The 25392-nt window shown below is 65.6% G+C and carries 18 protein-coding genes; 5 read left to right on the top strand and 13 right to left on the bottom strand.

What is annotated here, in order from left to right; genetic code table 11:
* Positions 1-52: 52 nt before the first annotated feature.
* The 9 genes from mdoH to AC1RQC_RS22515 form a co-directional block, all read right to left on the bottom strand.
* A complete protein-coding gene (gene mdoH, locus AC1RQC_RS22555) occupies positions 53-2605 on the bottom strand; it encodes a glucans biosynthesis glucosyltransferase MdoH (protein ID WP_492370831.1) in 2553 nt (850 codons plus the stop codon).
* Positions 2578-4161 carry a glucan biosynthesis protein G gene (locus AC1RQC_RS22550; RefSeq protein WP_492370832.1) on the bottom strand — a complete coding sequence of 528 codons (1584 nt, stop codon included), beginning with the start codon at positions 4159-4161 and terminating at the stop codon, positions 2578-2580. Before AC1RQC_RS22550 ends, mdoH begins: the two co-directional genes overlap by 28 nt.
* An 858-nt stretch (positions 4162-5019) precedes the next feature.
* Positions 5020-5217: a hypothetical protein gene (locus tag AC1RQC_RS22545; RefSeq protein ID WP_150985486.1), complete on the bottom strand. Its 198-nt coding sequence runs from the start codon at positions 5215-5217 to the stop codon at positions 5020-5022.
* Between the two features lie 173 nt (positions 5218-5390).
* On the bottom strand, positions 5391-5942 hold the full coding sequence (locus AC1RQC_RS22540; protein ID WP_416052506.1) for a surface-adhesin E family protein: 552 nt from the start codon (positions 5940-5942) through the stop codon (positions 5391-5393).
* 117 nt (positions 5943-6059) lie between these two features.
* Positions 6060-6914: a helix-turn-helix domain-containing protein gene (locus AC1RQC_RS22535; protein ID WP_492807308.1), complete on the bottom strand. Its 855-nt coding sequence runs from the start codon at positions 6912-6914 to the stop codon at positions 6060-6062.
* Between the two features lie 127 nt (positions 6915-7041).
* Positions 7042-9063 carry a sigma-54-dependent Fis family transcriptional regulator gene (locus AC1RQC_RS22530; protein ID WP_492370834.1) on the bottom strand — a complete coding sequence of 674 codons (2022 nt, stop codon included), beginning with the start codon at positions 9061-9063 and terminating at the stop codon, positions 7042-7044.
* A 353-nt stretch (positions 9064-9416) separates the two neighbouring features.
* Entirely contained in the window at positions 9417-9923 is a 507-nt protein-coding gene (locus AC1RQC_RS22525) for an acetone carboxylase subunit gamma (RefSeq protein ID WP_174427127.1), read from the bottom strand.
* A 57-nt stretch (positions 9924-9980) separates the two neighbouring features.
* On the bottom strand, positions 9981-12305 hold the full coding sequence (locus tag AC1RQC_RS22520; RefSeq protein ID WP_492807305.1) for a hydantoinase B/oxoprolinase family protein: 2325 nt from the start codon (positions 12303-12305) through the stop codon (positions 9981-9983).
* A gap of 11 nt (positions 12306-12316) precedes the next feature.
* Positions 12317-14461 carry a hydantoinase/oxoprolinase family protein gene (locus AC1RQC_RS22515; protein ID WP_492807303.1) on the bottom strand — a complete coding sequence of 715 codons (2145 nt, stop codon included), beginning with the start codon at positions 14459-14461 and terminating at the stop codon, positions 12317-12319.
* 390 nt (positions 14462-14851) lie between these two features.
* Here AC1RQC_RS22515 and AC1RQC_RS22510 point away from each other — a divergent pair, with 390 nt between their 5' ends.
* The 3 genes from AC1RQC_RS22510 to AC1RQC_RS22500 all read left to right on the top strand — a co-directional run bounded on the left by AC1RQC_RS22510 (position 14852) and on the right by AC1RQC_RS22500 (position 18032).
* Positions 14852-16165, top strand: a complete 1314-nt coding sequence (locus AC1RQC_RS22510) for a hemolysin family protein (RefSeq protein WP_492370838.1) — start codon at positions 14852-14854, stop codon at positions 16163-16165.
* Positions 16166-16422: 257 nt separating this feature from the next.
* Entirely contained in the window at positions 16423-17769 is a 1347-nt protein-coding gene (locus tag AC1RQC_RS22505) for a GGDEF domain-containing protein (RefSeq protein ID WP_492370839.1), read from the top strand.
* Between the two features lie 131 nt (positions 17770-17900).
* Positions 17901-18032: an entericidin A/B family lipoprotein gene (locus AC1RQC_RS22500; RefSeq protein ID WP_006163387.1), complete on the top strand. Its 132-nt coding sequence runs from the start codon at positions 17901-17903 to the stop codon at positions 18030-18032.
* Positions 18033-18077: 45 nt separating this feature from the next.
* Here the strand turns inward: AC1RQC_RS22500 and AC1RQC_RS22495 are convergent, their stop codons facing one another.
* From AC1RQC_RS22495 to AC1RQC_RS22480, 4 genes are all read right to left on the bottom strand, one after another.
* Positions 18078-19742, bottom strand: coding sequence for a phospholipase D family protein (locus AC1RQC_RS22495; protein WP_492807300.1), 1665 nt, complete (start codon positions 19740-19742; stop codon positions 18078-18080).
* An 84-nt stretch (positions 19743-19826) separates the two neighbouring features.
* On the bottom strand, positions 19827-20471 hold the full coding sequence (gene eda / locus AC1RQC_RS22490; RefSeq protein WP_492370841.1) for a bifunctional 4-hydroxy-2-oxoglutarate aldolase/2-dehydro-3-deoxy-phosphogluconate aldolase: 645 nt from the start codon (positions 20469-20471) through the stop codon (positions 19827-19829).
* A 65-nt stretch (positions 20472-20536) separates the two neighbouring features.
* The gene (locus tag AC1RQC_RS22485; protein ID WP_492807298.1) at positions 20537-21472 is read right to left on the bottom strand and encodes a sugar kinase; all 936 of its coding nucleotides are present in this window, start codon (positions 21470-21472) and stop codon (positions 20537-20539) included.
* 94 nt (positions 21473-21566) lie between these two features.
* Positions 21567-22835, bottom strand: a complete 1269-nt coding sequence (locus AC1RQC_RS22480) for an amino acid deaminase (RefSeq protein ID WP_492370843.1) — start codon at positions 22833-22835, stop codon at positions 21567-21569.
* 149 nt (positions 22836-22984) lie between these two features.
* Here AC1RQC_RS22480 and AC1RQC_RS22475 point away from each other — a divergent pair, with 149 nt between their 5' ends.
* Positions 22985-23878 (top strand): MurR/RpiR family transcriptional regulator, encoded by an 894-nt coding sequence (locus tag AC1RQC_RS22475; RefSeq protein ID WP_150985497.1) that lies wholly within the window; start codon positions 22985-22987, stop codon positions 23876-23878.
* 2 nt (positions 23879-23880) lie between these two features.
* Entirely contained in the window at positions 23881-25374 is a 1494-nt protein-coding gene (locus AC1RQC_RS22470; RefSeq protein ID WP_492370844.1) for an N-acyl-D-amino-acid deacylase family protein, read from the top strand.
* The last annotated feature ends 18 nt before the right edge of the window (positions 25375-25392 follow it).

Raw genomic sequence — 25392 nt, 5'->3', positions numbered from 1 at the left:
GGGATGCCGGGCCTTGCCTCCGGGAGCAGGCGCGCCGGCTCCCGGGCATAGCTCAGGCAAGCCGTGGACGCAACGGCACCACGTTGGCCGCACGCCGGGGCAACACACGGGTTTCTTTCCATCGCGCGTGCGCCAGCGGTGAGCCCCATACCAGTCCATGCAGTTGGGCGAGCGCAAAGGGATCGCCCAGCAACAAGTGTTTCTGGGTAGCCGACAGCGCGTCCGGGCCGGCGGTGAGGGCCTGCTGCACCAGCGCGGCGTGCTCCGCTTGCGTAGCCTGTGGCTGCACCACGCGCGACGAGGCGGTCGCGCACATCAGCGCATTGGTCACCGGGTCGACAACGGCATCGATAAATGCCGGCGGCTCTCCCGCTGCCTCCACGTGCTTTTGCATGGCCACCATCTCGCGCGGGGGTGTGGCCTCCTCCGGCGTCACGAACAACCTGGCTCCGCGCAGCGCGCGGCCCAGCGAGACCCGCGACAGCCAGACCGAAAGCGGAATCGAGCATACCAGCGAGCCCACGATCGGCAGCAGCCACCAGACAAAATTCGGGTCCAGCCACAGCACCAGCCCGCCCCAGGCCAGGCCCAGCAAGGTGTGCATGCCATGGCGGCGGAACGCCTCGCCCCAGGTGGTCTGCGCATCTTCACGCGGCGGCGACTTCCAGGTAATGCCCCAGCCGCTATAAGCCGCCACCACGAACTTGGTGTGAAACAGCATGCGGACCGGGGCCAGCAAGGCCGACATCACGACTTCGATCAGCATCGACAGCACCAGGCGCAACGGCCCACCATAGCTGCGCGCGTCCTTCATCAGCAGCACCACGCTGGCGATCTTGGGCAGGAACAACAGTGTGGCGGTCGCCGAGAACAGCGCCAGCGCCTTCTCGGGATGCCATTCCGGCCAGGTCGGGAACAGCTGGTAGGGCTGCGTGAAGTACTCCGGCGGCACCAGCGCGTGCTTGGCCAGCATGATGGTGGACAACACCAGGAACAGGAACCACAGCGGCGCCGACAGATAAGCCATCACACCGGTGAGGAACACCGCGCGGTGCACAGCGTGAAAGCCCTGCTTCATCCACAGGCGGAAGTTCATCAGGTTGCCCTGGCACCAGCGGCGATCGCGCTTGACCTCATCGAGCAGGTTCGGCGGGAGTTCCTCATAGGAGCCCTCCAGGTCATAGGCAATCCACACGCCCCACCCGGCCCTGCGCATCAAGGCGGCCTCGACGAAATCGTGCGAGAGGATTTCTCCTGCCAGCGGGCCCTTGCCGGGCAATGGCGCCAGCGCGCAATGTTCCATGAACGGCTGGATGCGGATGATGGCGTTGTGGCCCCAGTAGTGCGATTCGCCGAGCTGCCAATAATGCAGGCCAGCGGTAAACAGCGGCCCGTACACGCGCGTGGAAAACTGCTGCACGCGCGCATACATGGTCTCGCGGCCCACGGCCAGCGGCGCGGTCTGGATGATGCCGGCCCCCGGATTGCCTTCCATCAGCTTGACCAGCGTGGTCAGGCACTCGCCGCTCATCACGCTATCTGCGTCCAGCACCACCATGTAGCGATAGGCGCTGCCCCAGCGGCGGCAGAAGTCCGCCACATTGCCGGTCTTGCGCTTGACGCGATGGCGGCGCCAGCGGTAGAAGATTCGGCCAAAGCCGTTGACCGCGCGGCAGGTTTCCATCCACGCATCGGTCTCGGCAGTGCGCAAGTCCGGGTTGCCGCTGTCGGACAGCACGAAGAAATCGAAGCGGGCCAGCTCGCCGGTGCGCTCCATCGACTCATAGGTCGCGCGCAGCCCGGCAAATACCCGGGTCACGTCCTCGTTGCAGATCGGCATGATGACCGCAGTGCGCGCCTCCTCGGCAATGGGCCCATCCACCGCGGCCGAGCGTGAGATCAGATGGCGGTCGCCGCCTTTGGCCAGCACCAGGAAACCCATCATGGCAGTCCAGAACCCAGCCGACACCCACGAAAACAGGATGGCGAAGAGCGCCAGCACGGCGATCTCGAGCGGATCGGTGCCGTGATAAGGCAGCACCTTGGTCATGAAGTATGTAGCTAGCGCGGTCTGCCCGGCTACCAGGCCAAGCAGTACCCATCGGCGGTGCTTGCCCGCCGGGTGCCATTTGCCCTCGGCATCGGGACCGTCATGTAGCGTGTCCCAGGTTTCCGGGACTGGCGGGCGGCCCAGCATGCGCCTGCCCAGGTTGCGCAGGAAGCCGGTGACGATGTGCGGAGGCCACGCCCGCGGCACCATGGAAGCGCGTTTGGGTTCGGGGCCGGTGTCGATATGCACGGTGCCGTCCGCACGACGCTGCACCAGCGGCTCGCCCGACGCCAGCGGTGCGCCATAGGCAAGATTGAGGCGGCGCCCCACCGAGCCGTAGGATGGGCCCGCCGGGGATGGCTCGCCGTCTTTGGCCGCGAGTGTGCGCTGCAGAAGATGGATGGCCGACTCAGTGTCGGCGGCGTCGCTGCCAGCGACGTTGTCAAGCAGCTCGCGACGCTGGTCGGGCGAGACAGGAACGCGATCGAGATAGCGCTCGCATGCCGCCGCCGGAGCGGCGCGCCGCTTCAGCCTGGGGGTAAGATGTAGCTCCACGTCTCGGATAGGGTTGTATTGCCGTTGCGAAGATAGCCGCGCAATTCGACCGGTTTGTTCTCGTCCTTGCGGCGCACGACCATGGTCATGCGCCAGCCGCCGGTGGCCGCATTGCGTTGCGTCGAAGTGTTCAGCAGCTCCCCGTTGCTGTCGGCCGAGATCACCGGATCGATCCGGGTATCGGCGGCCAGTTTCTTGAAGGCCGGGCCTTCAAAATCCACCACCAGCGAAAAGCTGGTGTCGTCCTGCTTGCGGCTGAGGCCCTGGCCACGCCGCGTTTGTGTCACCCACGACAGCGGCGGCTGTTTGTCGCCGTCCTTCTGCCACAGCAGCCGATACTCGAAATCGAAAGGTTGCTTGGGCTTGGGCGGGGTGTCAGGCACCCAGTACGCCACGATGTTGTCGTTGGTCTCGTCCGGGGTCGGGATCTGCACCAGCTCGACCCGGCCCGAGCCCCAATTCCCCTTGGGCTCCACCCAGGCGCTCGGCCGACGCTCATACCACGCGCCAATCTCCTGGTAGCTGCTGAAATTACGATCCCGCTGCATCAGGCCAAATCCTTGCGGATTGGTCGCGGCAAACGAGGTCACCAGCAGGCGCTTGGGATTGCTCAGCGGCCGCCACAGCCACTCACCCGTGCCGAGCTGCACCGAGAGGCCGTCGGAGTCATGCACCTCGGGCCGATAGTCCGGCACCGAAGAAGGTTGGTTCTCGCCAAAGAGGTACATGCTGGTCAGCGGTGCCAGGCCAAGCTTGGTGACGTTTTCCCGCATGAACAAGCGCGACTTCACCTCCATGACCGTCTCCGTGCCTGGCCGGATCACGATCCGGTACGCCCCGCTCACGCGGCGCGAGTCCATCAGCGCATAGATGGTCAGTTGCTTGTCCGCTGGCGATGGCCGCTCGATCCAGTACTCCACGAAACGCGGGAACTCTTCGCCGGAATTGAGCCCGGTATCCACGGCCAGGCCCCGCGCCGACAAGCCATACCACTGGTCCTTGCCCAACGCGCGGAAATAGCTGGCGCCCAGGAAAGAAACGACTTCGTCCTTGCCCTTGGTGCTGTTGAGCGGATAGAGCACGCGGAAGCCGGCGAAGCCAAGCGTCTTGAGCTTGCTGGTATCGACCTTGTGCGGCCCGTAGTTGAACGCGGACGGATCGAAGCGGATCTCGCGGGCACTCCCGCTCACCACTTCATTGATGCGCACCGGCTGGTCGAACACCATGCCTTCATGAAAGAAGGAGAGCTCGAACGGCAGCTTGGCATTGCGCCACTGATAACGCTCAGGCTTGTATTCGATCTCGCGGTAGCGCTCGTACGGCAGCTCGCGCAATTCACGCGGCAGATTCTGCGCGGGTGCCTTGTAAGGACTTGCGGCCAGCTGGCGCGCGCGCGCCGCCACGGTGTCGAAGTCGAACGCGTGCGCCACCACGGCACACAGTGCCAGCATGCCGCCGCACAACCACCTGCCCAGGCGCAGTGCGCCTGTGTTCGCAGGCGCCAATGCACGGCGCTGGATAGATTCGACGGTCGGCAAGGTAACGGTTTCGGACATGAATGCCAGTGACGGGCGTAGTTGGACGGTTACGATCAATCAAACACCGCAGCAAAAGGCGGGCCACCATGCGAGCGGAATGACTGAAGCAACGGCGGGATGCCGGCCAGCGCGAACCGGGGGAAAATGTAGGGGATCTCGCTGCGCATCGCTTTTGACTGGGTGCTGAACCTGTGCCTGCATGTATCGGGACGTATCCGACTTGCTGCAATGCGCAATAAGACCTTAACAACTCGAGACTAAGAAGTCACGTTTCGATCACGCAACGTTTGCAACAATTTGAAACCCCAGCCATCCGGACGCCGCTTTGCGCGCGCCGCTCGAGCCCAGGCATCACATTGGGCATACCGTCGAATCATCGCTTGGTGCTTCGCAGGGCACGTTCGGGGCACAGCCATTTCTTCAGCGATTACCCCTACGGCGCCACCACGCATGAGCAAGGCGGAACGCGAACATCGGCCCCCTGCCCTCAGACCGCTGCGCCATGTCCTCTACATAGCGGCAGCCCCCGAATCTGCAACGCTAGAATACGGATCGCACGCCGTCAACGTGCGTGGCGAGCACGTGCGCAGCACTGGAACGGCGCATAGCGCACCTGCAAAATCGTGCACTGCACTGGAATCATGCGGATGGGGTCCGCCGCGCCCAAAAAAAAGAGAGGCCGTAGCCTCTCGATCGGGTTCCGCCTCGATGCCAGTCCCCCCGGATGGCGCATGGCGCCGCTGGACATCGGTACCCGGAAGCGCGGCACCGCGCGCTTCACGCGCGACGCAGGGCTCACAGGCGGCGTGGCGAACTAGCTCGGCAGCAAGCGAGCGCACCGGCGCGCGGCTGCCCGTCGCCTTTCACTAGCGGCGCTCAGGCGCCTTTATTCATCATCTTGTCGGCATCAGGAGGCGCGTGGTTCTTCTTCTTCTTCGCCGGCTTCTTCGTCGTCTTGCCGGAGCTTGACGCCGCTGGCTTGTCGCCGGCCGCGGGCGCGGCAGGCGCCGACGCCTGGGCATAAGCACCCGCACCAAACATGGCCAGCGTCAACATCACGATCCACTTCTTCATTTCAGCCTCCTGGTCAGCCGTAAAGAGAAGCCTGCCTGCGGCCCTTGGTGGCGCTAGGCACCTGCGCTTCGTGACTACCAAAACGAAGCAGGGAACGAATGGGTTGACGTGTCAGTTCGCCTATCGACACTGCAACGCAGCATCCAGCCTGGCCACACGTGCCGGCACAGGCATCAAGGACACAAGCGGCTGAGCAGTTCGCCGGGAACAGTGCCTGCACTGGCAGGCTGCGGCATTCCGGTGTGAGGGGCGCTGATGGTGTAAAGCGACTCGCCGCGCGCATAGCGCTTGGCGTAGAGCGTCTGCTCCACCACCGCATACATGGACGTGGCGCAATTGAACACCATGCGCTTGAGCGAGGAACGGATCGGCTCGCCGCTGGTGGTGCGGATCACCCCGGCCGGCGCGTTGCGCATGACGGCGACACCCACCTCGGGACCACGGCGGCGCACCGAAGTCTTGTCGAAGTAAGAGATCACCCCGTTGGCGCCCGCCAGGGGCAGCCAGCGCTGCGGGTCTGGCGCCGAAGAATCGGGCGCGGCCAGCACGGCGCAACCTTCGCGCGGCGTGGAACGGAAGGCAGCCCCCCCGCTGGGAGCCTGGCATTCAATCAAACCCGCCGTGGCGGCGGGGCGAACCGTGGCAGCAGGCTCGGCATACGCGGCAAGACAGACACTGCTGCCAACCAGCACGGCGACAGCGTGGAAAAAGGCGCGCAAGGACATGGACGGACCCTCGTGTAGACCAAAAGACAACGCGCATTGTCGCACACCATGCTGCGCAATCTGCTCAACGTGTACGCTGGCGCCCGTCCTGTCGCGCGCACCGGTCAAGGCCACCGGCTACCGGGACAGCGCCTCGAGTGCATGGCGTGAAGCCTCATCGGCCGGGAAAAAACACTCGATGCGCATCTCCTGCAGCGTGACGTCCTGCGGAATGCCCAGCGTGGTCAGCGTCGAGAACAGTGAGGCGCGAAAACCATCGGCAGCCAGCGCCACAGGTAGCATTGGAGGCGGCGTGCGCTCGGCAGCGTCGTCGTCGAACAGCGGAACGCCGGCCGGCCCTACCATATCGGGATGCCAGTCCGCGATGCGGTTGAAGATCTCCCGCGCGGTCTGGTCCTGCGCCTGCGTCTGCAACTCCTGCCACACACGCCGCAGCAGGTAGCGCCCGACCTGGCGCGCGTTGTCGATGACCGGCCACAATCCGTCCGGATCGAAGACGGTCAGCATCAGGTTGATGCGCCCGCCGCCCTCCTCCAGCTTGGACGGTGCGCGCCCACCCAGCAGCACGCCAATCATGTTGCGGTATGCCTGATTGGCATCGAGCATGTTCCAGAATCGGTCCAGCACCACCGCGGGATAAGGCTCTTGCTTGGACAGGATCAGCGCCACGGCCTGCTGCACCATCTGCAGCGCGGGTGCGGCCAGGCCGTGCTCGGTGTAGGCCGGTGCGAAGCCACCAGCAAGGAGCAGGCGGTTGCGCTGGCGCAGCGGCACGCCAAGGCGGTCCGCCAGCGACAGCACCATCTCCCGGCTGGGCCGGGCGCGGCCGGATTCAAGGAAACTGATATGCCGCTGCGATACCCCGGCGGCCAGCGACAGCGCAAGCTGGCTATAGCCGCGCCTGCCGCGCCAGTAACGCAGCAGGCCGGGGAAATCGAGAGCGGTTTCGGAGCTGGGGGTCAGGGTATCCATGGCGGCATTACAGCATGGCGAAGGCCGTCTGGCGATTACCTTCGGGATAATCGCCGGGCCCGCACCCATGCTGCAACGCGACACCAGCCCAGGCCGAAATGCGGTTGTCGACGTCGGGCACGCCGCCCTATGTCACCCGTCCGCGTGTTTCGCTCAGCGCAGCACCCAACCCGTATTTCCGGATCTTCTGGTACAAGGTGCTCTTCGCGATGCCGAGCCGCGAAGCGGTCCTGGTCAGGTTACCGCCGCTGTACGCCAGGGCTTTGCGGATGGATTCCGATTCGGCCATCTCCAATGAGCAAACCGTCTCGGGCACACTGCCGGCAATGTCCTTTGGCCGGCCTGCCCCGCCCGGCATGCCCACCTCGCTGATTTCGAGCGGCAGCTTGTCCAGGGTGATCACGCCGCCCTCGGCCATCAGCAAGGCGCCCTCGAGCGCGTTGCGCAACTCGCGGACATTGCCCGGCCAGTCGTAGGCAAGCAGGCATCGGTAAGCATCATCGTCGAACGAGGCCACCGGCAGCCCATAGCGCTCGCATAGCCGGCCCAGCCAGTGCGTGACCAGGGCCGGGATGTCGTCCTTGCGCTCGCGCAAGGGGGGTATGGCGATATTGGTCACGGCGATGCGGTAGAACAGGTCCATGCGGAATTTCCCCGCGGCCACGTCGTCACGCAGGTTCCGGTGGGTGGCGGCAACCAGGCGAAAACTGACCTTGCGCGGCGTGTTCTCGCCCAGCCGGTAGATCTCTCCCTCTTCCAGCACACGCAGCAGGTGCGGCTGTATGTCGAGCGGCATTTCGCCAATCTCGTCGAGAAACAGCGTCCCCCGGTTGGCGGCCTCGATCTTGCCGGCCGCGCCCGATCGGCGCGCGCCGGTAAACGCTCCCTCGGCATAGCCAAAGAGCTCGCTCGCGAGCAGGTCCCGTGACAGCCCCCCGCAATTGAGCGCCACGAACGGGCCGTCCGCGCAGGCGCTGGCCTGGTGAATTCCCTGCGCGAACAATTCCTTGCCAACGCCGGTTTCGCCCAGCAGCAGCACCGGCACCCTGGACGGCGCCAGGTGCTGCGCCTTCTCCACAGCCGAGCGCAAGGCCGCGCCGTTGCCAACGATACTGGAAAACGCCGGCGCCGCGCCCAGCCGCGCGGCAGGTGCATCGGCAGCACCCGATGCAGGACGATGCGGCGCGGCTGGGATCACCACCACGAAACCCAGCATGTCGCCGCGATCGCGGATCGCTTCGAAGCGGGTCAGGCGAAGCCATTCGGGCAGCGGCCCGGATCCGGCGCGCGCCCCGCGGGCGTCCAGGCCGGGAATGGAAAACGCGCTGTTCAAAATGGTGCTCACGCCCAGCCGCGCCAGCGCGGAAGGCGCCTGCGGATTGGCCTTGACCAGGCGTCCGCCTTCGTCAAGGACGAGCACCCCATCGCTGCGCACCGATGCAAAATGGCTCATGCAGCGGTCCAGCAGCCGCAGGCGGCGCTCCATGGCCAGCTTGGCCAGCCGGCTCTCGATCCGGCCGGCCAGCGATACGGTCAGCGCCAAGCTATGCCTGCTATAGGTCTGCGCCAGGCCTGACACGTCGATCACACCCAGCACGCCGCCGTCCAGCGGATCACGGATGACAGTGGCCGAGCAGGTCCAGCGCTTGATACCGGCGCAAAAATGCTCGGCACCATGGATTTGCACGGGTTGTTGCAAGGCCAGCGCGGTCCCGATGGCATTGGTCCCGCAGTTGAGCTCCGTCCAGTCGCAGCCCGGAATCAGGCCGACTTCACCGGCGGGCTCGACGATATGCATATCCCCCTCCTGCTGGAGGATCATCCCGTCAGGATCGGCCAGCAGCATGATGGTGCCCGTCTGCGAGAGAAACTCGCGGGTCTGCTGTATCAGTGGCAGGCTGGCGCTGACCAGGCGATCATTCTTCTCCCGCCGGACTCTCAGGCCGGCTTCGTCCAGCGGCGGCGGCGCGGCCCCGGCGCCAGGATCAACCTGGCCCACCAGGCACCGCCGCCAGGAATCATCGACCACGCAGCGCAGTTCGCCAGCGCTCGCCTCACCGCCATCGATCAGGTGCTCCCAGGCGGACATGATGCTGGCGTCATGGTCGGGATGGGAAAACCAGTCCATCGGTGTACCGGCTTCTTGCATTCCGTGTCTCCTTGCGGGGGCCCGCCCGATGCGGGCTCGGATGGCCGGTTATCCGGCTCGATCTCCTGTCTTGCGTGCTTCGCGGGACTGGCGCCCGCTCTTTGCATCCTACTCCCGACGGCACCGCCAAAGCCAGCCGGGGCTTGCCTACCCGCAAGTTCCAGGCCACGCGCCATGCGCCCGCCGCGCGGCCCGCCCGGCCGCACGGGTGCCCGAGCGCCCGTCACCGACCGGCCGGAAACGAAACGGCCGTTCGAAAATCGAACGGCCGAAAGGCCACCGCCAGGAGGGATGCACGATCCATCCCTTGGCCCGGAAGTGCAGAAGCAATTACCTCGATGTCGAAATCGGTATCAGTCCGCGCGTTCCGGCAGAGGCAGCTTCACCCAGTCCGTATAGAACGCTTCGATATCCGGCTCGAAGTCGTGGATCACCGGATACCACGGCGTGGGGGCTTCCACGTCGTGCATGGTCCCGCACTTGGGGCAGTAGTATTCGCGGTACACCTGCCATTGCGTGTCCGGCGCCATCAGGTGCGGATAGACCTCGGCCATGGCTTCATCCGTGTCGCGCACGTAGACGTTGGCATGGAGCTTCCAGTTCTCCCGGTAGTCGCAGAAGACATGGCCGCAATCGCATTGCGTGACCCACTTTTTGGTCTTGGCCTGCTGCACGATAAACATGTGCGGGCTCAGCGGCAGCACGATGCGATCATCCCAATCGAGCTTTTTCTGCAGCGCTTGCACGTATAGCTGAAAGCGCGCGGCATCCTTGGGCATCGATAGCATGCGCAAGGTGGTGTCCCAGTCGAGCTTGCCGTCGACCAGGTTCTTGACCTGTTCACTGGTGTAAGTGGACATCTTGAATCCTCTCTGGCGTATTGACTAATGTGTGCATTGGTTGGTGCCGGCCGGGCCTCACTCTTCGACCAGCACCACCGTGTTGACGTCGGGCATCTTGGACAGGTCCATGCGGTACTTCGAGCCATAGGTCGGCACGTCCAGCTCGTCCTCGGTCAAGGTCCACGAGTCCGGCAGGCCCCAGAACGTGCGAAACTGCTGCTCGAACTTGTTCGACAGGCCGAAGCTGGTGGCAAACATGTGCCGCACCTGGATCGAGGCATGCTTGACCAGAATCCGCTCGCGCTCGCCCTTCATCCACTCCTGGACAGGCTGCGAGCGCGCCAAGCGCTGGTTGCGGATCTCGATACGCAGCAACGCGGTCGCCTTGGCATCCGCCGTCCATATCCCATTGCCGTCCTTGGTCGCGACCGCGCCATATACCTTCTGCGCATATTCCGGCAGCAGCAAGGCGTTGTTCAGGTCCCGCTCGATGGCCTCGACCTCACGGTCGAGCGGGTCGCCAAAGCCCGGGCCGCCACGCAGGTAGTTCAGGTACAGGTCGTAGTTGTCGTAGCAGTCCTCGGTCGTCATGCACTGCTGGTCGCGCTTGACGACCGCGCCGGCGTTGAGGTGGTTCTCGTAGTCCGGCAAGTCCGGATTGGCATCGCCACCCAGCGGCAGGCTGTCGCCGCCGGCGATGCGCTCCTTCAGGCCGGTCTTGTGGGCTTCGAAGCGGTAGCCGGTGGCGGCGGGATAGCCGCCCATCAGGCCCCAGTCGCTGTTCATGTAGCCGTTGCCCATGAAAAACATGGTCCAGTCCTGCGCTTTCCACACCATGCGCAGCGTCTCGAAGCCGCAGCCGCCCCGGTATTTGCCATAGCCGCCGGAATTGGCCTTGGCGTTGCGCCCCAGGTAAAGCAGGGGCTCGGCCATTTCCCATATCTCGATATCGCCCATATCGCCTTCCGGGTTCCAGATCGCCGCGGCATGGTTGAGACCGTCCTTGATGGCGCTGGCGCCGGTGCCGCACGACGAAGCCTCGAAGCTGTTGACCGCGTGGATCTCGCCCTCCTGGTTGATGCCGCCGCCCTGCAGCCAGTTGGAGGTGTTGGCGTTGCCGGCATTGACCTCTTCCAGGTAGCCGCGGCTGAAGTAGGCCTGCGACAAGCCGCGCCACATCGCACTCCAGCCCGAGACCAGGAAGTGCCAGGCGTAGGCATGGCCGGTGCGGCGATCGTCCGGATTCATCCAGGTGCCCTTGGGCAGATGGAATTCCGTGCCGAAGTAGGCACCATCGTTAATGCGCTGCGTGGGCACCAGCGTTTGCGTCATCATCACCCAGATACCGCTGGTAAAGGCCACGTGGTGCGCATTGTAGGAATGCCAGCCCCAGCGGCTCGCACCTTCGAAATCCAGGCGCCACGAACCATCCTTGCGGATTTCCATTTCCACCGGCGAATGCATGATCGAATCGAGCTTGGCGAAGGCCGAAGAGGTCTGCACGTCCGGGTGGTTGTACGGCACGTCCACAAACGCCACCTTGCGGTACTTGCCCGGCAGCGTCATCGCCTTGATGCGCGTCTGCAGGCCGCGGCGCCCTTCCTCGATCACCTCGTAGGAGAACTCTTCGTAGGCTTCCAGCCCTTCGTCCTCGATCACTTCCTCGATCAGGTCGCGGATCATGTGGCAGCCGGCGATGCGGGTTCGCTCGTCGAGAATCCAGTACTTGGGCGTACGTACCGAGCGCTGGCTTTCATGCAGCCAGTCGCGCAGCGGGGTGTCGTTCACCCCGGTCTTGCGGCAGGTGATCATGTAGCCGTCGCCAAAGCGCTGCACCTGCCCGGTGGACATCGATCCGGGCGTCACCGCGCCGGTGTCGATCACGTGGGTCACGCCGCCCACCCAGCCCACCAGCTTGCCATGCGCAAAAATCGGCACGATGGTGGCGATATCGCAGGGATGGACATTGCCGATCGCGCAATCATTGTTGGTAAACATGTCCCCGGGGTGGATGCCGGGATTGGTCTCCCAGTCGTTCTCGATCATGTACTTGATCGCGGCCCCCATCGTGCCGACGTGGATGATGATCCCGGTTGAGGTCAATACGCAATCGCCTGCGGCGTTGTAGAGCGTGAAGCACAGTTCGCCCTCCTGCTCGACGATCGGGCTGGCGGCGATCTTCTTGGCGGTTTCACGCGCGTGCACCAGGCCGCCGCGCAGCTTGGAGAAGAGCTTTTCGTAGCGGATCGGGTCCCGCTCGCGAAATGCGAGGCGCGTGAGCCCGTTGTAATGGCCGGTCTCGGCGGTGCGTTCGAGGATGGCGTCGCGGAACTGCTTGAGCGTCTCGCCGGTCTTGAGCAGGTCGGCGAGCCCGACTTCCTTGCTGGACATCATGTTCATGGCGTGTCTCCTTACTTCACTTCTTTAAGGTGGAAGAGGTGATGCTTGTCGAGAGTGGTGGCAAAGCCCTCGGGCACGACGAAGGTGGTGGCGTCCGACTCGATGATGGCGGGCCCGGTGATGGTGTTGCCGGGCTGCAGCGCTTCCATCTTCCACAGCACCGCGTCGTGCCACTGCTTCTGGCGATACAGCGGACGCGTTCCCAGCCGTGCTTGCGCGGGCGGCTTCGGCCCGCCTTCCGGGTCTTCCGGCAGCACCGGCTTCTGGGTAACCACCATGCCGCGCATGATGGCGCCAGTAACGGAGAAACCCAGCTCGGGCGAGCGCGCCGAACTGGCGTACACGCGGCCGTAGGTTTCCTCGAAGGCATCGACGATCTGGTCCCAATCGCCCGCCGTGGCGGCATTGACGATCGGGGAGCTGATTTCCAGGTCGTTAAGCTGGCCCATGTATTGCATGCGGTAGCCCGGCCGCAGGATCACGTCTTCGGCCTTGAAGCCGTTGATCTTGAACTCCTCGATCACTTTGGCGGCCAGGTCCGACCACGCCTTCTGGATGGTCTGGGCCGCCCGGGCCTTGTCCTCCTGCGCAGCGTCCTGCGGCAGCGCCAGGTCGACGCTCTTGTCATAGCGGTACTCGAAGTCCGCGCAAGCACAGCCAAACGCCGAGAAGCCCGCCGCCCAAGCCGGCACGATCACATCCTTGAAGCCAAGCCCTTCGGTGTAGCCATAGGTATGGACAGGCCCGGCACCGCCGTAGGAGAAGCAGACGAACTCGGTCGGGTTATAGCCCTTGGCGCTCACGTTAGAACGCAGGTACTCGCGCAATTGCAGGTCAAGCAGTTCGATCACGCCGGCCGCGGCGTCCTCTACCGACAGACCCAGCGGATCCGCGATCTGTGCCTTGATATGCTGGCGCGCCCGCTCCACATCCAGCCGTATCGCGCCGCCAAGGAAGTTGTCAGGATTGAGGTAGCCCAGCACCACATGGCAATCCGAGACCGACACCGTGTCCAGCCCGCTTTCCGGCCAGCAGGTACCGACCCGGTAGCCCGCGCTGTCCGGGCCGAGCTTGATGGCGCCGCTATAGGGGTCTAGCCGCACGAAGCTGCCGGCGCCGGCGCCCACCGAGTCCATCGTCACCAGCGGCAAGGACAGCACCAGCCGCGCCATGTCGGGATCGGCGGCGATGGCGAAGTTGCCCTTGGTGATGAGCGCCATGTCGAACGAGGTGCCGCCGATGTCGGAACAGGCGATATTGTCGTAGCCCAGGGTCTCGCCCAGCAGCTTGGAGCCGATCACGCCGCCGATCGGCCCGGAGACGATGGTGCGCGCCAGTTCCTTGGCCTTCCAACTGATGGTGCCGCCGTGGGTGGCCATCACCCGCAGGTCGAACTTGGCGCCGTGCTTCCTGAAACGGTCGCTGACCTTTTTCAGCGTCTGCCGCGAGGGCTCGGCCGCGTATGCCTCCAGCACCGTGGTGTTCATCCGGTGGCTTTCCTTGCGCTGCGGGTAATAGTCCACCGAGGCGAACACCGGGATATCGGCACCGAGCTTTTTGAGCTCGTCACGCGTGATATCTCGCGCCTGCTGCTCGCTGGTGCCGTTCTTGTGCGATTGCAGGAAGCAGATCACGACGGCCTTGGACCCGGCCGCCACCAACTCGCGCGTCGCCTGACGCACTTCATTTTCGCGCAGCGGGATCACGATTTCTCCCTGCACGTCGGTGCGTTCGGTCACGCCGCGGGTACGCGACAGGGGCACCAGCGGTTCGTCGTAGCGGTGCGTGTTGAGATGGATGCGCTCCTCCAGCGCGTAGCCCAGGTAGCTCTGGATGGCCCGCCCCATCGAATGGACGTGCTCGAAGCCTTTGTTGACCATCAGGCCCACGTCCAGCCCCTTGCGCTGCACAACGCGGTTGAGCATCGCGGTGCCCGAGTACACGCAGGTCAGCAGTTCGGGGTACACGTCGTCGACCCCGCGCTGCCAGTGCGCAAGCGCGTCCTCCGAGGAGTTGAAGATGGCCAGGGATTCGTCTTCCGGGTTGCTTTGCGCCTTGCCGACGACGAACCGCCCGTCGCCGCGCACAAAGAAGGTGTCGGTCATCGTGCCGCCGGCATCGATGCCCATCACCTGGACTTGTGATTGCACTTCCATACTTGTCTCCTTGCTTTGTCAGCGTTCACGGCGGCTGCCAGGCAGCGCCGTTGCCAAACTCACCGCATGGCACGGTGGTTCGGTGGCAGTAACGCAACGGCTGTGCCAACTGCTGGAGACAAGTATTTTTTGTTTTATATCAATGAGATAGCGAATAACCTCGAGCAAAAGGCTGGAGCGGGAAGCGACTTGTAGCGTCTCGAACGTCGTGTTTTCGAACGGGGGCACCGTTCGGTTTTCACGCTGCGCCCGGGTGACGGCTCGGTCAGCGCAAAGTGCCGCAAGGGGGAATGGGCACGGCAATCCAGGCAAGCCCGCAGCGGCCCTGACACACAGCAATGTTATGCTTTGGGCCTCGATAACTCCTGCGCGCACAGGGCGCGCACCCTGATGGAAATTGCCATATTACTGGCGCTGATCCTGATCAACGGCCTGTTCGCGATGTCCGAAATCGCCTTGATGACAGCCCGCAAGGCCCGCCTGCAGCGGCGCATCGAAGAAGGCGACCGCGGCGCGATCGAAGCGATCAAGCTGGGCGAGGATCCCACCCGATTTCTGTCTACCGTCCAGATCGGCATTACCTCCATTGGCGTGCTGAACGGCGTCGTTGGCGAATCCACCCTGGCGCAGCCGCTCGGCGCCTGGCTCCAGGGCTTTGGCATGCAGGCCTCGACCGCCGGCTGGGTGGCCACCACCATTGTGGTGGCCGGCCTGACCTATTTCTCCATTGTGCTGGGTGAACTGGTACCCAAGCGCCTTGGCCAGATGGCCCCCGAAACCATCGCGCGCCTGGTCTCGCGCCCGATTTCCTTCCTGGCGCTGGCCTCCACCCCGTTCGTCAAGCTGCTATCCAGCTCAACCCGGCTGGTGCTGCGCATGCTCGGCGTGAAAAGCGGCCGCGGCCCGGCGGTGACCGAAGAGGAGATCCATGCCCTCCTGGTGGAAGGCTCGGAAGCCGGCGTCATCGAGCAGCACGAGCACACCATGGTGCGTAATGTGTTCCGCCTGGATGACCGCCAGCTCACCTCGCTGATGGTGCCGCGCGGCGATGTGGTCTGCCTGGACGTGGAAGTCCCGCTGGAAGAAAACCTGCGCCGCATCGAGGAGTCCGATCACTCGCGCTTCCCGGTGGTGCGCGGCGGCATGCACGACATGCTGGGCGTGGTGAGCGCCCGCCAGTTGCTGGCGCGCCGCCTGCGCGGCGAGCCTACCGACCTCGCCGCCGTGGCCCAGGCTCCGGTGTTCGTGCCAGAAAGCGTGACCGGCATGGAACTGCTGGAGAATTTCCGCGTTTCCGGCGGCCAGATCGCCTTTGTCATCGACGAATACGGCGAGGTGCTAGGCCTGGTGACGCTGCAGGACCTGATCGAGGCCATCACCGGCGAATTCAAGCAGGATGGCGTCGGCGAGGAATGGGCCGTGCAGCGCGAGGACGGTTCCTGGCTGCTCGATGGCCTCATTCCCATCCCCGAGCTGAAAGACCGCATTGGCCTGCGCCAGGTGCCGGAAGAGGACAAGGAGCGTTACCACACGCTGTCCGGCATGTTGCTGCTGTTGTTGGGCCGCCTTCCGCAGACCACCGACACCGTGCGCTGGGGCGACTGGAAGTTCGAGATCGTGGACATGGACGGCAAGCGCATCGACAAGGTACTGGCGTCGCGCGTGCTGCCCGACGACGGCGCCGACGCCGAGACCACCGGCTGACCCCATACCCGCCTGGCGCCGAAACTTGATCTCCGTCAAGCCCCGGCGAATCCGCACTATCCCTGTGTCCGCCACGCTTCGGGCCGCGCCTGCTCTACCGTATGATCGTCACTGTGCCGTGCCATCCCTGACGCCGGCTTGAGGGCCAGATCCCCGAGCCGGCGCGCCGATGGCGCGCCGGTTGCCGCGGCCAAGGCTTTGTGAGGCCGCGCTCATGCCACCGTGCGGCGAAATCATGCTGCCCACAGGGACCCCCAATGCATCCAGACGCAGACGATGCCGTCCGCTCGCCGGAGGTGGACCCTCATGAAAAATGCGACTTCGTGGCTGCCTTGATGGCGCGGCGGCAGATGCCGCCGGCCACGCAGCAGCGCTTCGCGGTGCTGGTGATCCACCTCGATCGCTTTACCTACGCTAGCGAAACGCTTGGCGCGGAGCTATCGGCGCGGCTGCGCGCGCAGGTGGCGGCGCGCATAGCCGCGCTGGCCCAGACGGCCGAAGTGAACTGGCTAGGCCAGGCGGACATCGGTGCGGTTGTGCCGCTGGCCCCGCTGCTACAGCTGGCGGCAGACCCGCTGGAAGCAGCGACGCGCCTGGCACGTGCCGTGGCCGCTGGCCTGGCGCGGCCGTTCGTGCAGAACGGGTTCGAGCTGTTCCTGTCCAGCAGCATTGGCGTGGCGCTGGATGAACCCGACAAGCCAGCGGAGCGCAGCCTCCATGAGGCCTATGACGCGATGCTGCGCGTACGCAAACGCGGAGGCGACGGCGTTGCCGGCGGCGGCATTACCACCCCTGCATCACTTTCCACACCGCTCCTGGCCGCCCTGCCTTTTGCCATGGCGCGCGGGCAGATCGCGCTGAACCTGCAGGCAAGGGCATCGCTGGCCACGGGTTGCGTGACTGGCTACACGGCCCGTCTGCGCTGGCAGAGCCCTGAGTTGGGGCGTGTCGCGCCGCAAGACTTCCTGCCCGCGCTGGAATCTCTTGGCATGATGGGCGAGGTGGCACGCTGGCTGATGGAAAACGCCTTGCCCCTGCTGGATTGCCCGGGCGTTGCCGACCCGGTGGAACTGTCGTTGCTGGTTTCCAGCGCCCAGTTGCATGGCACCCCGCTGATCGACACCTTGTTGCGCACCCTGGCGGCACGCAAGCTCGACCCGGCGAGGATCTGCCTCGAGATTCCCGGCGACGCGTTGCTGGCCGGCGACCACGTTGCCGCGGCCAAGCTCGCCACGTTGCGCGGCGCGGGCCTGCGGTTTGCCCTGAGCGACTTTGCCGACGCGCCCGGCGGCGCGTCAACGCTGGAGCGCCTGCAACCCGATTTACTGACGTTCAACGCGCGCTGCATCGGCAGCAGCGAGCAGCCAGGGCAGCCGGGCCAGGCCGGCGCCGCCGCCCGGCTGCACGCCGCCTGCGAGCAGGCATGGCGCCTTGGCCTGCCAGTCTGTGCCAAGGGCGTCGAAACACGGCACCAACTGGCCGAAGTACGACGTTGGGGCTGCTGCGCCATACAGGGATACTTGCTGGCGCAGCCCTTCCCGGCTCACTGGCTGGCGCAGACACATGCTGCAATCTGCGCACGCGCGCGTGAATTGCTGACCTAGGGCGCAGTGCTTGCCCGCGCCGCGTCACAATCTTGGCACGATCGGTTACAAAATGGCACGCATCGTGCTTCAATAGAGCACCGCGACAACGGTAAAATTGCGGCGAATTCAATGACCGAAAGGAGTCTGGCGTGAAAAAAGGATGGATCTTCTGCGTTCTGTTTGCCACCCTGCTGGCTGGCTGCAACACCATGGCCGGCCTGGGCCAGGATATACAGAAGGGTGGCCAAAAGCTTGAAGGCGCAGCCGATCGCAGCAAGTAAGATGCGCTGACGGCACCGGAGCGCCAGGCATGGCGCTCCGCGGCATCACAACAACTGCTCAGGCGTGAACGGCGCGAGTACGTCGATCCACAAGCGCTTCTGCCAACTTGTATCCGGCTCGGTATCGAACACCACCGCCTTGTCCCCCTTGCCATCCACCCACTGCACCGCGCCCTGATCGGACAAGCGCAGCAGGTAGCTGTTATCGTCGATCGCCCCCGCGAACAACTGCGCGACTTGCTGCGCGAGCTTGGCGCTATGGATGATCAGGCCTGTTTCCGTATTCTGGCTGGCCGAGCGTGGATCGAAGTTCATCGATCCCACGAACAGGTTGGTCCGGTCGGCGACGGCCGCCTTCACATGCAGGCTAGCCTGCGAAGACATGTAATCCCCGATCAGTTTCTGCGGCTGGCCGGGGCGCGACTTGAGCTCATGCAGTTCCACTCCCGCGCGCAGCAGGTCGGGCCGATAGCGCCGGTATCCCACATGGACGAGGGGCGCATCGGTGGCGGCCAGTGAGTTGGTCAGTACCCGCACCTTGACGCCGCGCTTGACCAGGTCCGCCATCCACGCGACGCCGCGGTCGCCCGGGATGAAATAGGGGGAAATCAGGATGATCTCCTGGCTCGCCCCGCTCAGCATGCGGCCCAGTTCCTCGCTCATGGTCTCGCCGGCGGCTGGCGCCTGGTCCGGCGCGGCTTTGCTGGGCGCGTCGACCATCACGCTTGCCGAAGCCCATTCGAGAGCCAGCTTGCCGCCAGCCGTGAACTGGCGCCCCAGGAAGCTCTCCCGCGCATCGATCTTGCCGGGAGGCGTCATGCCCAGTGCTTCGATGCGCTTGCTATCCGTCTGCGTGCCCACGAGGGCCTGCTCGGGCCGCGCCGCCCTAGTGCCGGAGGCGGAGGCCGCGTCCGCCGCCTCCGCAGGGGTTGCCAGGACTTCCACCGGCACGGCCAGCGGATTGTTCCAGTATCTGTCGAATGCGGCAGACAACCGCCGTACCGCGGGGCCGGCAGCGATCACGTCAAGGTCGACGAAGTTTGTGTCGGGAGCGCGCAGGAAATAGGCGTTGCCGAGATTGCGGCCCCCTGTCATGGCCAGCGCGTTGTCGGCGATAAAGGCCTTGTTGTGCATGCGGCGGTTGAGCCGGCGGACATCGGTGGCGGACGAGAGCATCCGCGTCAGCTTGGAGAATCGCCCCGCAGGAAACGGGTTGAACATGCGTACTTCGATATTGCGATGGCCCGCGAAGCGCAGGAAGGCGCGATCCTTGCCGTCGCTATGCAGGTCGTCCACCAGCACGCGCACGCGCACGCCCCGCTCGGCCGCTGCCCGCACGTGCCGAAGGATCTCGCGGGACGATTCGTCGGCCTCGATGAGGTAGTACTGGAGATCCAGGGTGCGGGTGGCATGGTCGGCCAGCGAAATCAGCGTACCGTAGGCTTCTTCGCCAGAGGCGATCACATGAAAGCCGGACAGCGCCTGATCGGGCGAACTCTGCGCAGCCAGCCGCCCGAGGGCGGTGGTCGCCGGATCTGCCAGCGCTGCGCTCTGCTCGCGCGGTGCTTCCTTGGGCAGGCTGGCGCAACCCTCGGCAAACAAGACGCAAGCGCAAATCAACACGCGGCCAAGCCGCTGGGCCAGCATCGCACCGCGGCGCCGGGAAGCTGCCATGCCACCCGGGGCCGGACCCGCCAGTTGCACAGCCATGCTGCCTCCAGCAGTCGGGATATGCCAAGCTTATAACCTGGCGCGGCGGCCCGCTATCCGCCTTTGTCCGACGCCTTGGGGGCTTCAGGCGGACTTGCGCAGCGCGGCAGCCTCCTGCGCCAGTGTGCGCACCCGCGCCCAGTCGCCCTTGGCCACCGCATCCTTGGGCACCACCCAGGATCCGCCCACGCAAACCACATTGGGCAGCGCGAGATACGTTGGCGCGCGAGCAAGGTCAATGCCGCCCGTCGGGCAGAAGCGCAGTTGCGCGAACGGCCCGTAAAGCGACTTGAGCATCGGCACGCCGCCCGACGCTTCCGCCGGAAAGAACTTCAGGAACTTGAAACCGGCTTCCATCGCGGCCATCGCCTCGCTGGCGGTGGCTACGCCAGGCAACAGCGCCACGCCCGCACCCTGCGCGGCCACGGCCAGCGCCGGCGTAAGCCCGGGTGAAACCGCGAACTGCGCGCCGGCGTCGCTCACGGCCTTCAGGTCGGCCGCCGTCAACACCGTGCCCGCGCCTACACAGGCTTGCGGGAAAGCTGCCGCCACCGCCTTGATGGCGTCCAGCGCCACCGGCGTGCGCAGCGTGATCTCCAGCACCGGCAGGCCGCCGCCGATCAAGGCTTCGGACACATGCAGGGCTTCGTCCACGGAGGAGAATTCGAGCACCGGGATCACCGGCACGTTAACGAGGCGTTCGATCAGCGAGGGAGATTGAGTTTGCATGGCAGTGGATCTTCGGTCAGGTCGGACGATTGAGCTTGGAGCTTGAGGGCTTGAGGGCTTGAGAATCAGGCGATCACGGAAACCGACTGCGCCATTCGCGCCAGCACGGTTTCGGTGGATGGGATAGGCGCCACGGCGCCATAGCCGGTGGTGGACAGCGCGGCCGCCACATTGGCGTAGCGCGCGGCGTCGAACGGATCGTCGCCGGCGGCTAGGCGCGCGACAAAGCTGCCGCCGAAGCAATCGCCGGCCCCGGTAGCATCCACCGGGCGCACCGCGTACGGCGGCACCAGCGTGCGCGCCTCGGGCGTGGCCACGTACGCGCCCTCCTCGCCCAGCTTGAGCGCGACCAGCCCGATGCCGCAGCCCAGCAGGTAGTCGACGATGGCGTCGCGGTCATCGAGGCCCGTCAGCACGGTGATGTCGTCCCAGCTCGGCAGGCACACATCGGTCAGCGCGAAGGCCTCGCGCATGATGCCGCGCGCGCGCGCCAGGGTCCACAGGCGCAGGCGCAGGTTGGTGTCGAGCGTGACCTGGCAACCGGCCTTGCGCGCATGCTCCATTGCCGCCAGTCCGGCATCGCAGGCACTGGTGCTGATGGCCAGGCTGATGCCTGACACATGCAGGTAGCGCGCTTCGGCAATGGCGTGGTGCGGCAGGTTCTCGTGGCTGTAGTGGCTGGCCGCCGAGCCGCTGCGCAAGTAGTCGAAACGGTGCCCGTGCGCGTCGTGGGTGACGAAGTACACGCCCGTGGGCGAGCCCGCGTCGATGCGCACGTGGCGGGTATCCACCCGCTCCTGCGTCCACAGCGCCAGCAGCCGCTCGCCGAAGGTGTCCTCGCCCACCGCGCTGATATAGCCGGCGCGGGCGCCCTGGCGCGCCGCGGCGATGCAGAAATTGGAAGTGTCGCCGCCAAAGCCCTGCAGGTAGCGCGCGGGATCGTCGGGCTGCTGGTTGAACTCAACCAGCGCTTCGCCGAAGGCGAGAATGTCGATGCTCATGGTGCAAGCGTCCCCTGTTGTCGCTGTCGTTGCTGTTGTTGCTGTTGTTGCTATCGTTACCGTTATGGCTGTCTTTGCTGCTGCGTGCGGCCGTTCAGAAGAACGTCTGCACAAGATCGATCACGCGCAGGTCGCCGTCGAGCACCGGAATGTGGCGCCACTTGTCGAAGGTAAGACAGGGATGGGAAATATCAAAGGCCACCATGTCTCCAACCTGGACATCGTCGCCGGGGCGGATCGCCAGATAGGCGTGCTGGTCCATCATGCCCGTCACCTCCCAATGCGCGGGCACCGCCACCGGCGCGCTTGCACCGGGCCGGTAGACCTGCGCCGGGATCGGCATGCCCGCATCGAAGGCGGCGTCGCGCTTGCCCATGCCGATGATGGCGCGCTCCGGCTCGGGAATCGACTGCACATAGGCCCACAACTGCAAGGCCGGCAACAGGCCCTCGCGCATCTTCTGCGCGACCGGGTTGCTGGCCAGAATCCGTTTTTGCGCGGCGCGGTAGATGCCCACGTCGTGCGTGAGGTAGCAGCCCGGGCGCAGCACGATGTCGATCGGCGCGCCGATATCGGTGCGGGCGAACTCCTCCGCCACCACGTCGTACCAGGCCGAGCCCGCGCCGGACATCACCACCGGGCTGCGGCCGAAGCGGCCGGCCGCGAACAGCTCGCGCGTCACCGCCACGGTGCGCCGCAGGAAGTCGCGGATATCGGCCTCTTCCTGGAGCACGCCCTCGTAGATTTCCACACCGGCCAGCGACAGAACGCCGGGCCAGCGCGCCAGCGCCGCCAGCACCGCTTCTTGCTGCTGCGCACCGCGCACGCCAGTGCGCCCGCCTGGCACGCCCAGTTCCAGCAGTACCTGCAGCTTCTGGCCGCGTGCGCTGAAGTACGTGCCCAGCTGGTCCACCAGCGCCGCCGAATCCACCAGCGTAAAGAACTCGAAATCCGGATCGCGCAGCAGGTCGGCCACGATTTCCATGTTGCGCCGGCCCACCAGCTGGTTGGCCATCAAGACGCGCCGCACGCCGTGCGCGTACGCGGCGGCAGTCTGGTGCGCGGTGGCCAGCGTGATGCCCCAGGCGCCGGCGGCCAGCTGGCGCGCGAACAGCTTGGGCGCCATGGTGGTCTTGCCATGCGGCGCCAACTGCACACCATACTCACCCATGAAGCGGCGCATCCATTCCAGGTTATGCGCAAGGCGCTCTTCATACAGCACAGCGGCTGGCAGGCTGAGGTCTTCCGCCAGCAATTGCCAGCCCACCTGGCCGGCTGCATCGGGCGCCAGCGGGGCATCGAGCTTGCCCAGCGCCTTGTTGAGCGGATCGATCGTGCCGGCTTGGTACTTTATTTCACGCATGCTGTCATCATCCTGCAAAATTCCGATTGACGTAATGATAGCCTTGAAATTACGATATTTCACCCTTGTTATAAAGTAACATTCAAAGCTGGCTCCGAGGCGACATTGCGCACCCGGGACGGCTCGCCCCCACCATTGACCCGCCAACCATGTCCGCGCCCTTCGACATCCTGACCCGCATCGCCGAGCGTGGCCCCACGTTGCGCCTGGCCGAGCAGAAGGTCGCCCAGGTGATCCTGCAGGACCTGGCGGGCGCCGCCGCCACCAGCATCAACGAGCTGGCGCGGCAGGCCGGGGTGAGCGAAGCCAGCGTGACCCGTTTTGCCAAGGCCATCGGCTGCCGCGACGTGCGCGACCTCAAGTTGCGCCTGGCGCAAGCCACGGCCGTGGGCCAGCGTTTCCTGCAGGCGGAGGTCGCCCGCGCGGCGGAGCCGTCCCCTGCCACGCTGGCCGACAGCATTCATGCGGATATCCTGGACTCTCTTGAGGTCAATCGCAAGCTGATCGATCCCGACCATATGGAGCGTGCGGCGCGCCTGTTGCTGGAGGCGCGCATGGTCTACGCTTTTGGCATGGGTGGCGGCTCGTCCTTCATGGCCGACGAAGCGCGTTACCGGCTGGCCCGCCTGGGCCGTCCGGTTGCCAGCTACCAGGACGCGCTGCTGCAGAAGATGGTGGCAGCCACCTTGCACAAGGACGATGTCGTGCTTGCGTTCTCTGCCACGGGCAACGTGCCCGAGATGCTGGCCAGTTGCGATATCGCCCGCGAATACGGCGCGAAACTGGTGGCCGTGACCGCGCTGGGCTCACCGCTGGCGGCGCGCGCGGACGTGCTGCTGCCGGTGCGCACGCTGGAAACGGATTTTATTTTCAAGCCCTCGGCCTCGCGCTACGCGATGCTGCTGGTCATGGACGTGCTAGCGACCCAGCTCGCCCTGCTGCAGCAAGACCAGAGCCAGGACAACCTGCGCCGGCTCAAGTACGTGCTCGACGCGCACCGCGGCACTGGCGCCACCGATAGCCGCCAGCCGCTCGGAGACTGACCATGCCTGAACTGTTCGATACCCTCATCCGCGGCGTCACCCTGCTCGACGGCTCCGGCGCCGAGGCGCGCGCAGCCGACGTGGCGCTGCGCGCAGGGCGCATCGCGCGCATTGCCATGCTGGAAGACGGCGGCGATGCCATCGACCCCGGCAGCGCCGCGCATGTGGTGCAAGGCGCCGGCCTGGTGCTCGCGCCAGGCTTTATCGACGTGCATACGCACGACGACACCAACGTGGTTCGCCAGCCCGAGATGACCCCCAAGCTATCGCAAGGCGTCACCACTGTGATCGTGGGCAACTGCGGCATCAGCGCGGCGCCCGTCACGCTGCGCGGCGAGCCGCCTGACCCGATGAACCTGCTGGGCACCGCCGACGCCTTCTGCTATCCGGACTTCGCCGCCTATGCCGCGGCCGTGCAGGCTGCCCGGCCCGCGGTGAACGTAGCCGCGCTGGTCGGCCATACGGCGCTGCGCAGCAACCATATGGACCGGCTGGACCGCACCGCCACCCCGGCCGAGATCGCGGCGATGCGCGCACAACTGCAAGAAGCGCTCGACCATGGCGCCATTGGCCTGTCCACCGGCCTGGCTTATGCCAACGCCTTTGCCGCCACCACGGACGAAGTGCTGGCGCTGGCCGAGCCGCTGGCGCACGCGGGCGCGCTCTATGCCACCCACCTGCGCAGCGAGTTCGCCGACATCCTTGAGGCGATGGATGAAGCCTTCCGCATCGGGCGCCATGCGCGCGTGCCGGTGGTGATCTCACATATGAAGTGTGCTGGCCTGGACAACTGGGGACGCAGCGGGGAAGTGCTGGATGCGCTGGAGCGCGCGCAACGCTGGCAGCCGGTGGGCTGCGATTGCTATCCCTACACCGCCAGCTCCTCCACGCTCGACCTGAAGCAGGTCACCAGCGATTTCGACATCATGGTGACCTGGTCCGAGCCGCACCCCGAGATGGGCGGGCGCCTGCTGGCCGATATCGCCGCCGAGTGGGAGCTAGGGCTCGAAGACGCCGCGCGCCGCCTGCAACCCGCCGGCGCGGTCTATCACTGCATGGAAGACGCGGACGTGGACCGCATCCTGAGCCATCCCGCCACGGTGGTGGGATCCGATGGCCTGCCCAACGATCCGCTGCCGCATCCGCGCCTGTGGGGCGCCTTTCCTCGCGTGCTGGGCCACTACGCCCGTGACCGCGAACTGTTCCCGCTGACGGTCGCGATCAACAAGATGACGGGCCTGTCGGCCGAGCGCTTCGGCCTGGCCGGGCGCGGCCTGGTGCGCGAAGGCTACTGGGCCGACCTGGTCCTGTTCGACGCCGCCACCATCCGCGACGCGGCCAGCTTCACCGATCCCATGCAGCCCGCCGAGGGCATCGCTTGCGTGTGGGTCAACGGCGAGCTGTCGTGGCAGCAGCGCAAGCCCACCGGCGCGCGGGCCGGCCGCTTCCTCGCGCGCACAAAGCCTGCCGGGGCCAGCGCGGCGCCGGCACAGTAACCACCTATTTCCCAATTT

It is taken from the genome of Cupriavidus sp. GW822-FHT03E04, from assembly GCF_058801495.1.
Note: the sequence above shows the minus strand (reverse complement) of the source record. Positions and strands in the feature narration are given on the sequence as shown.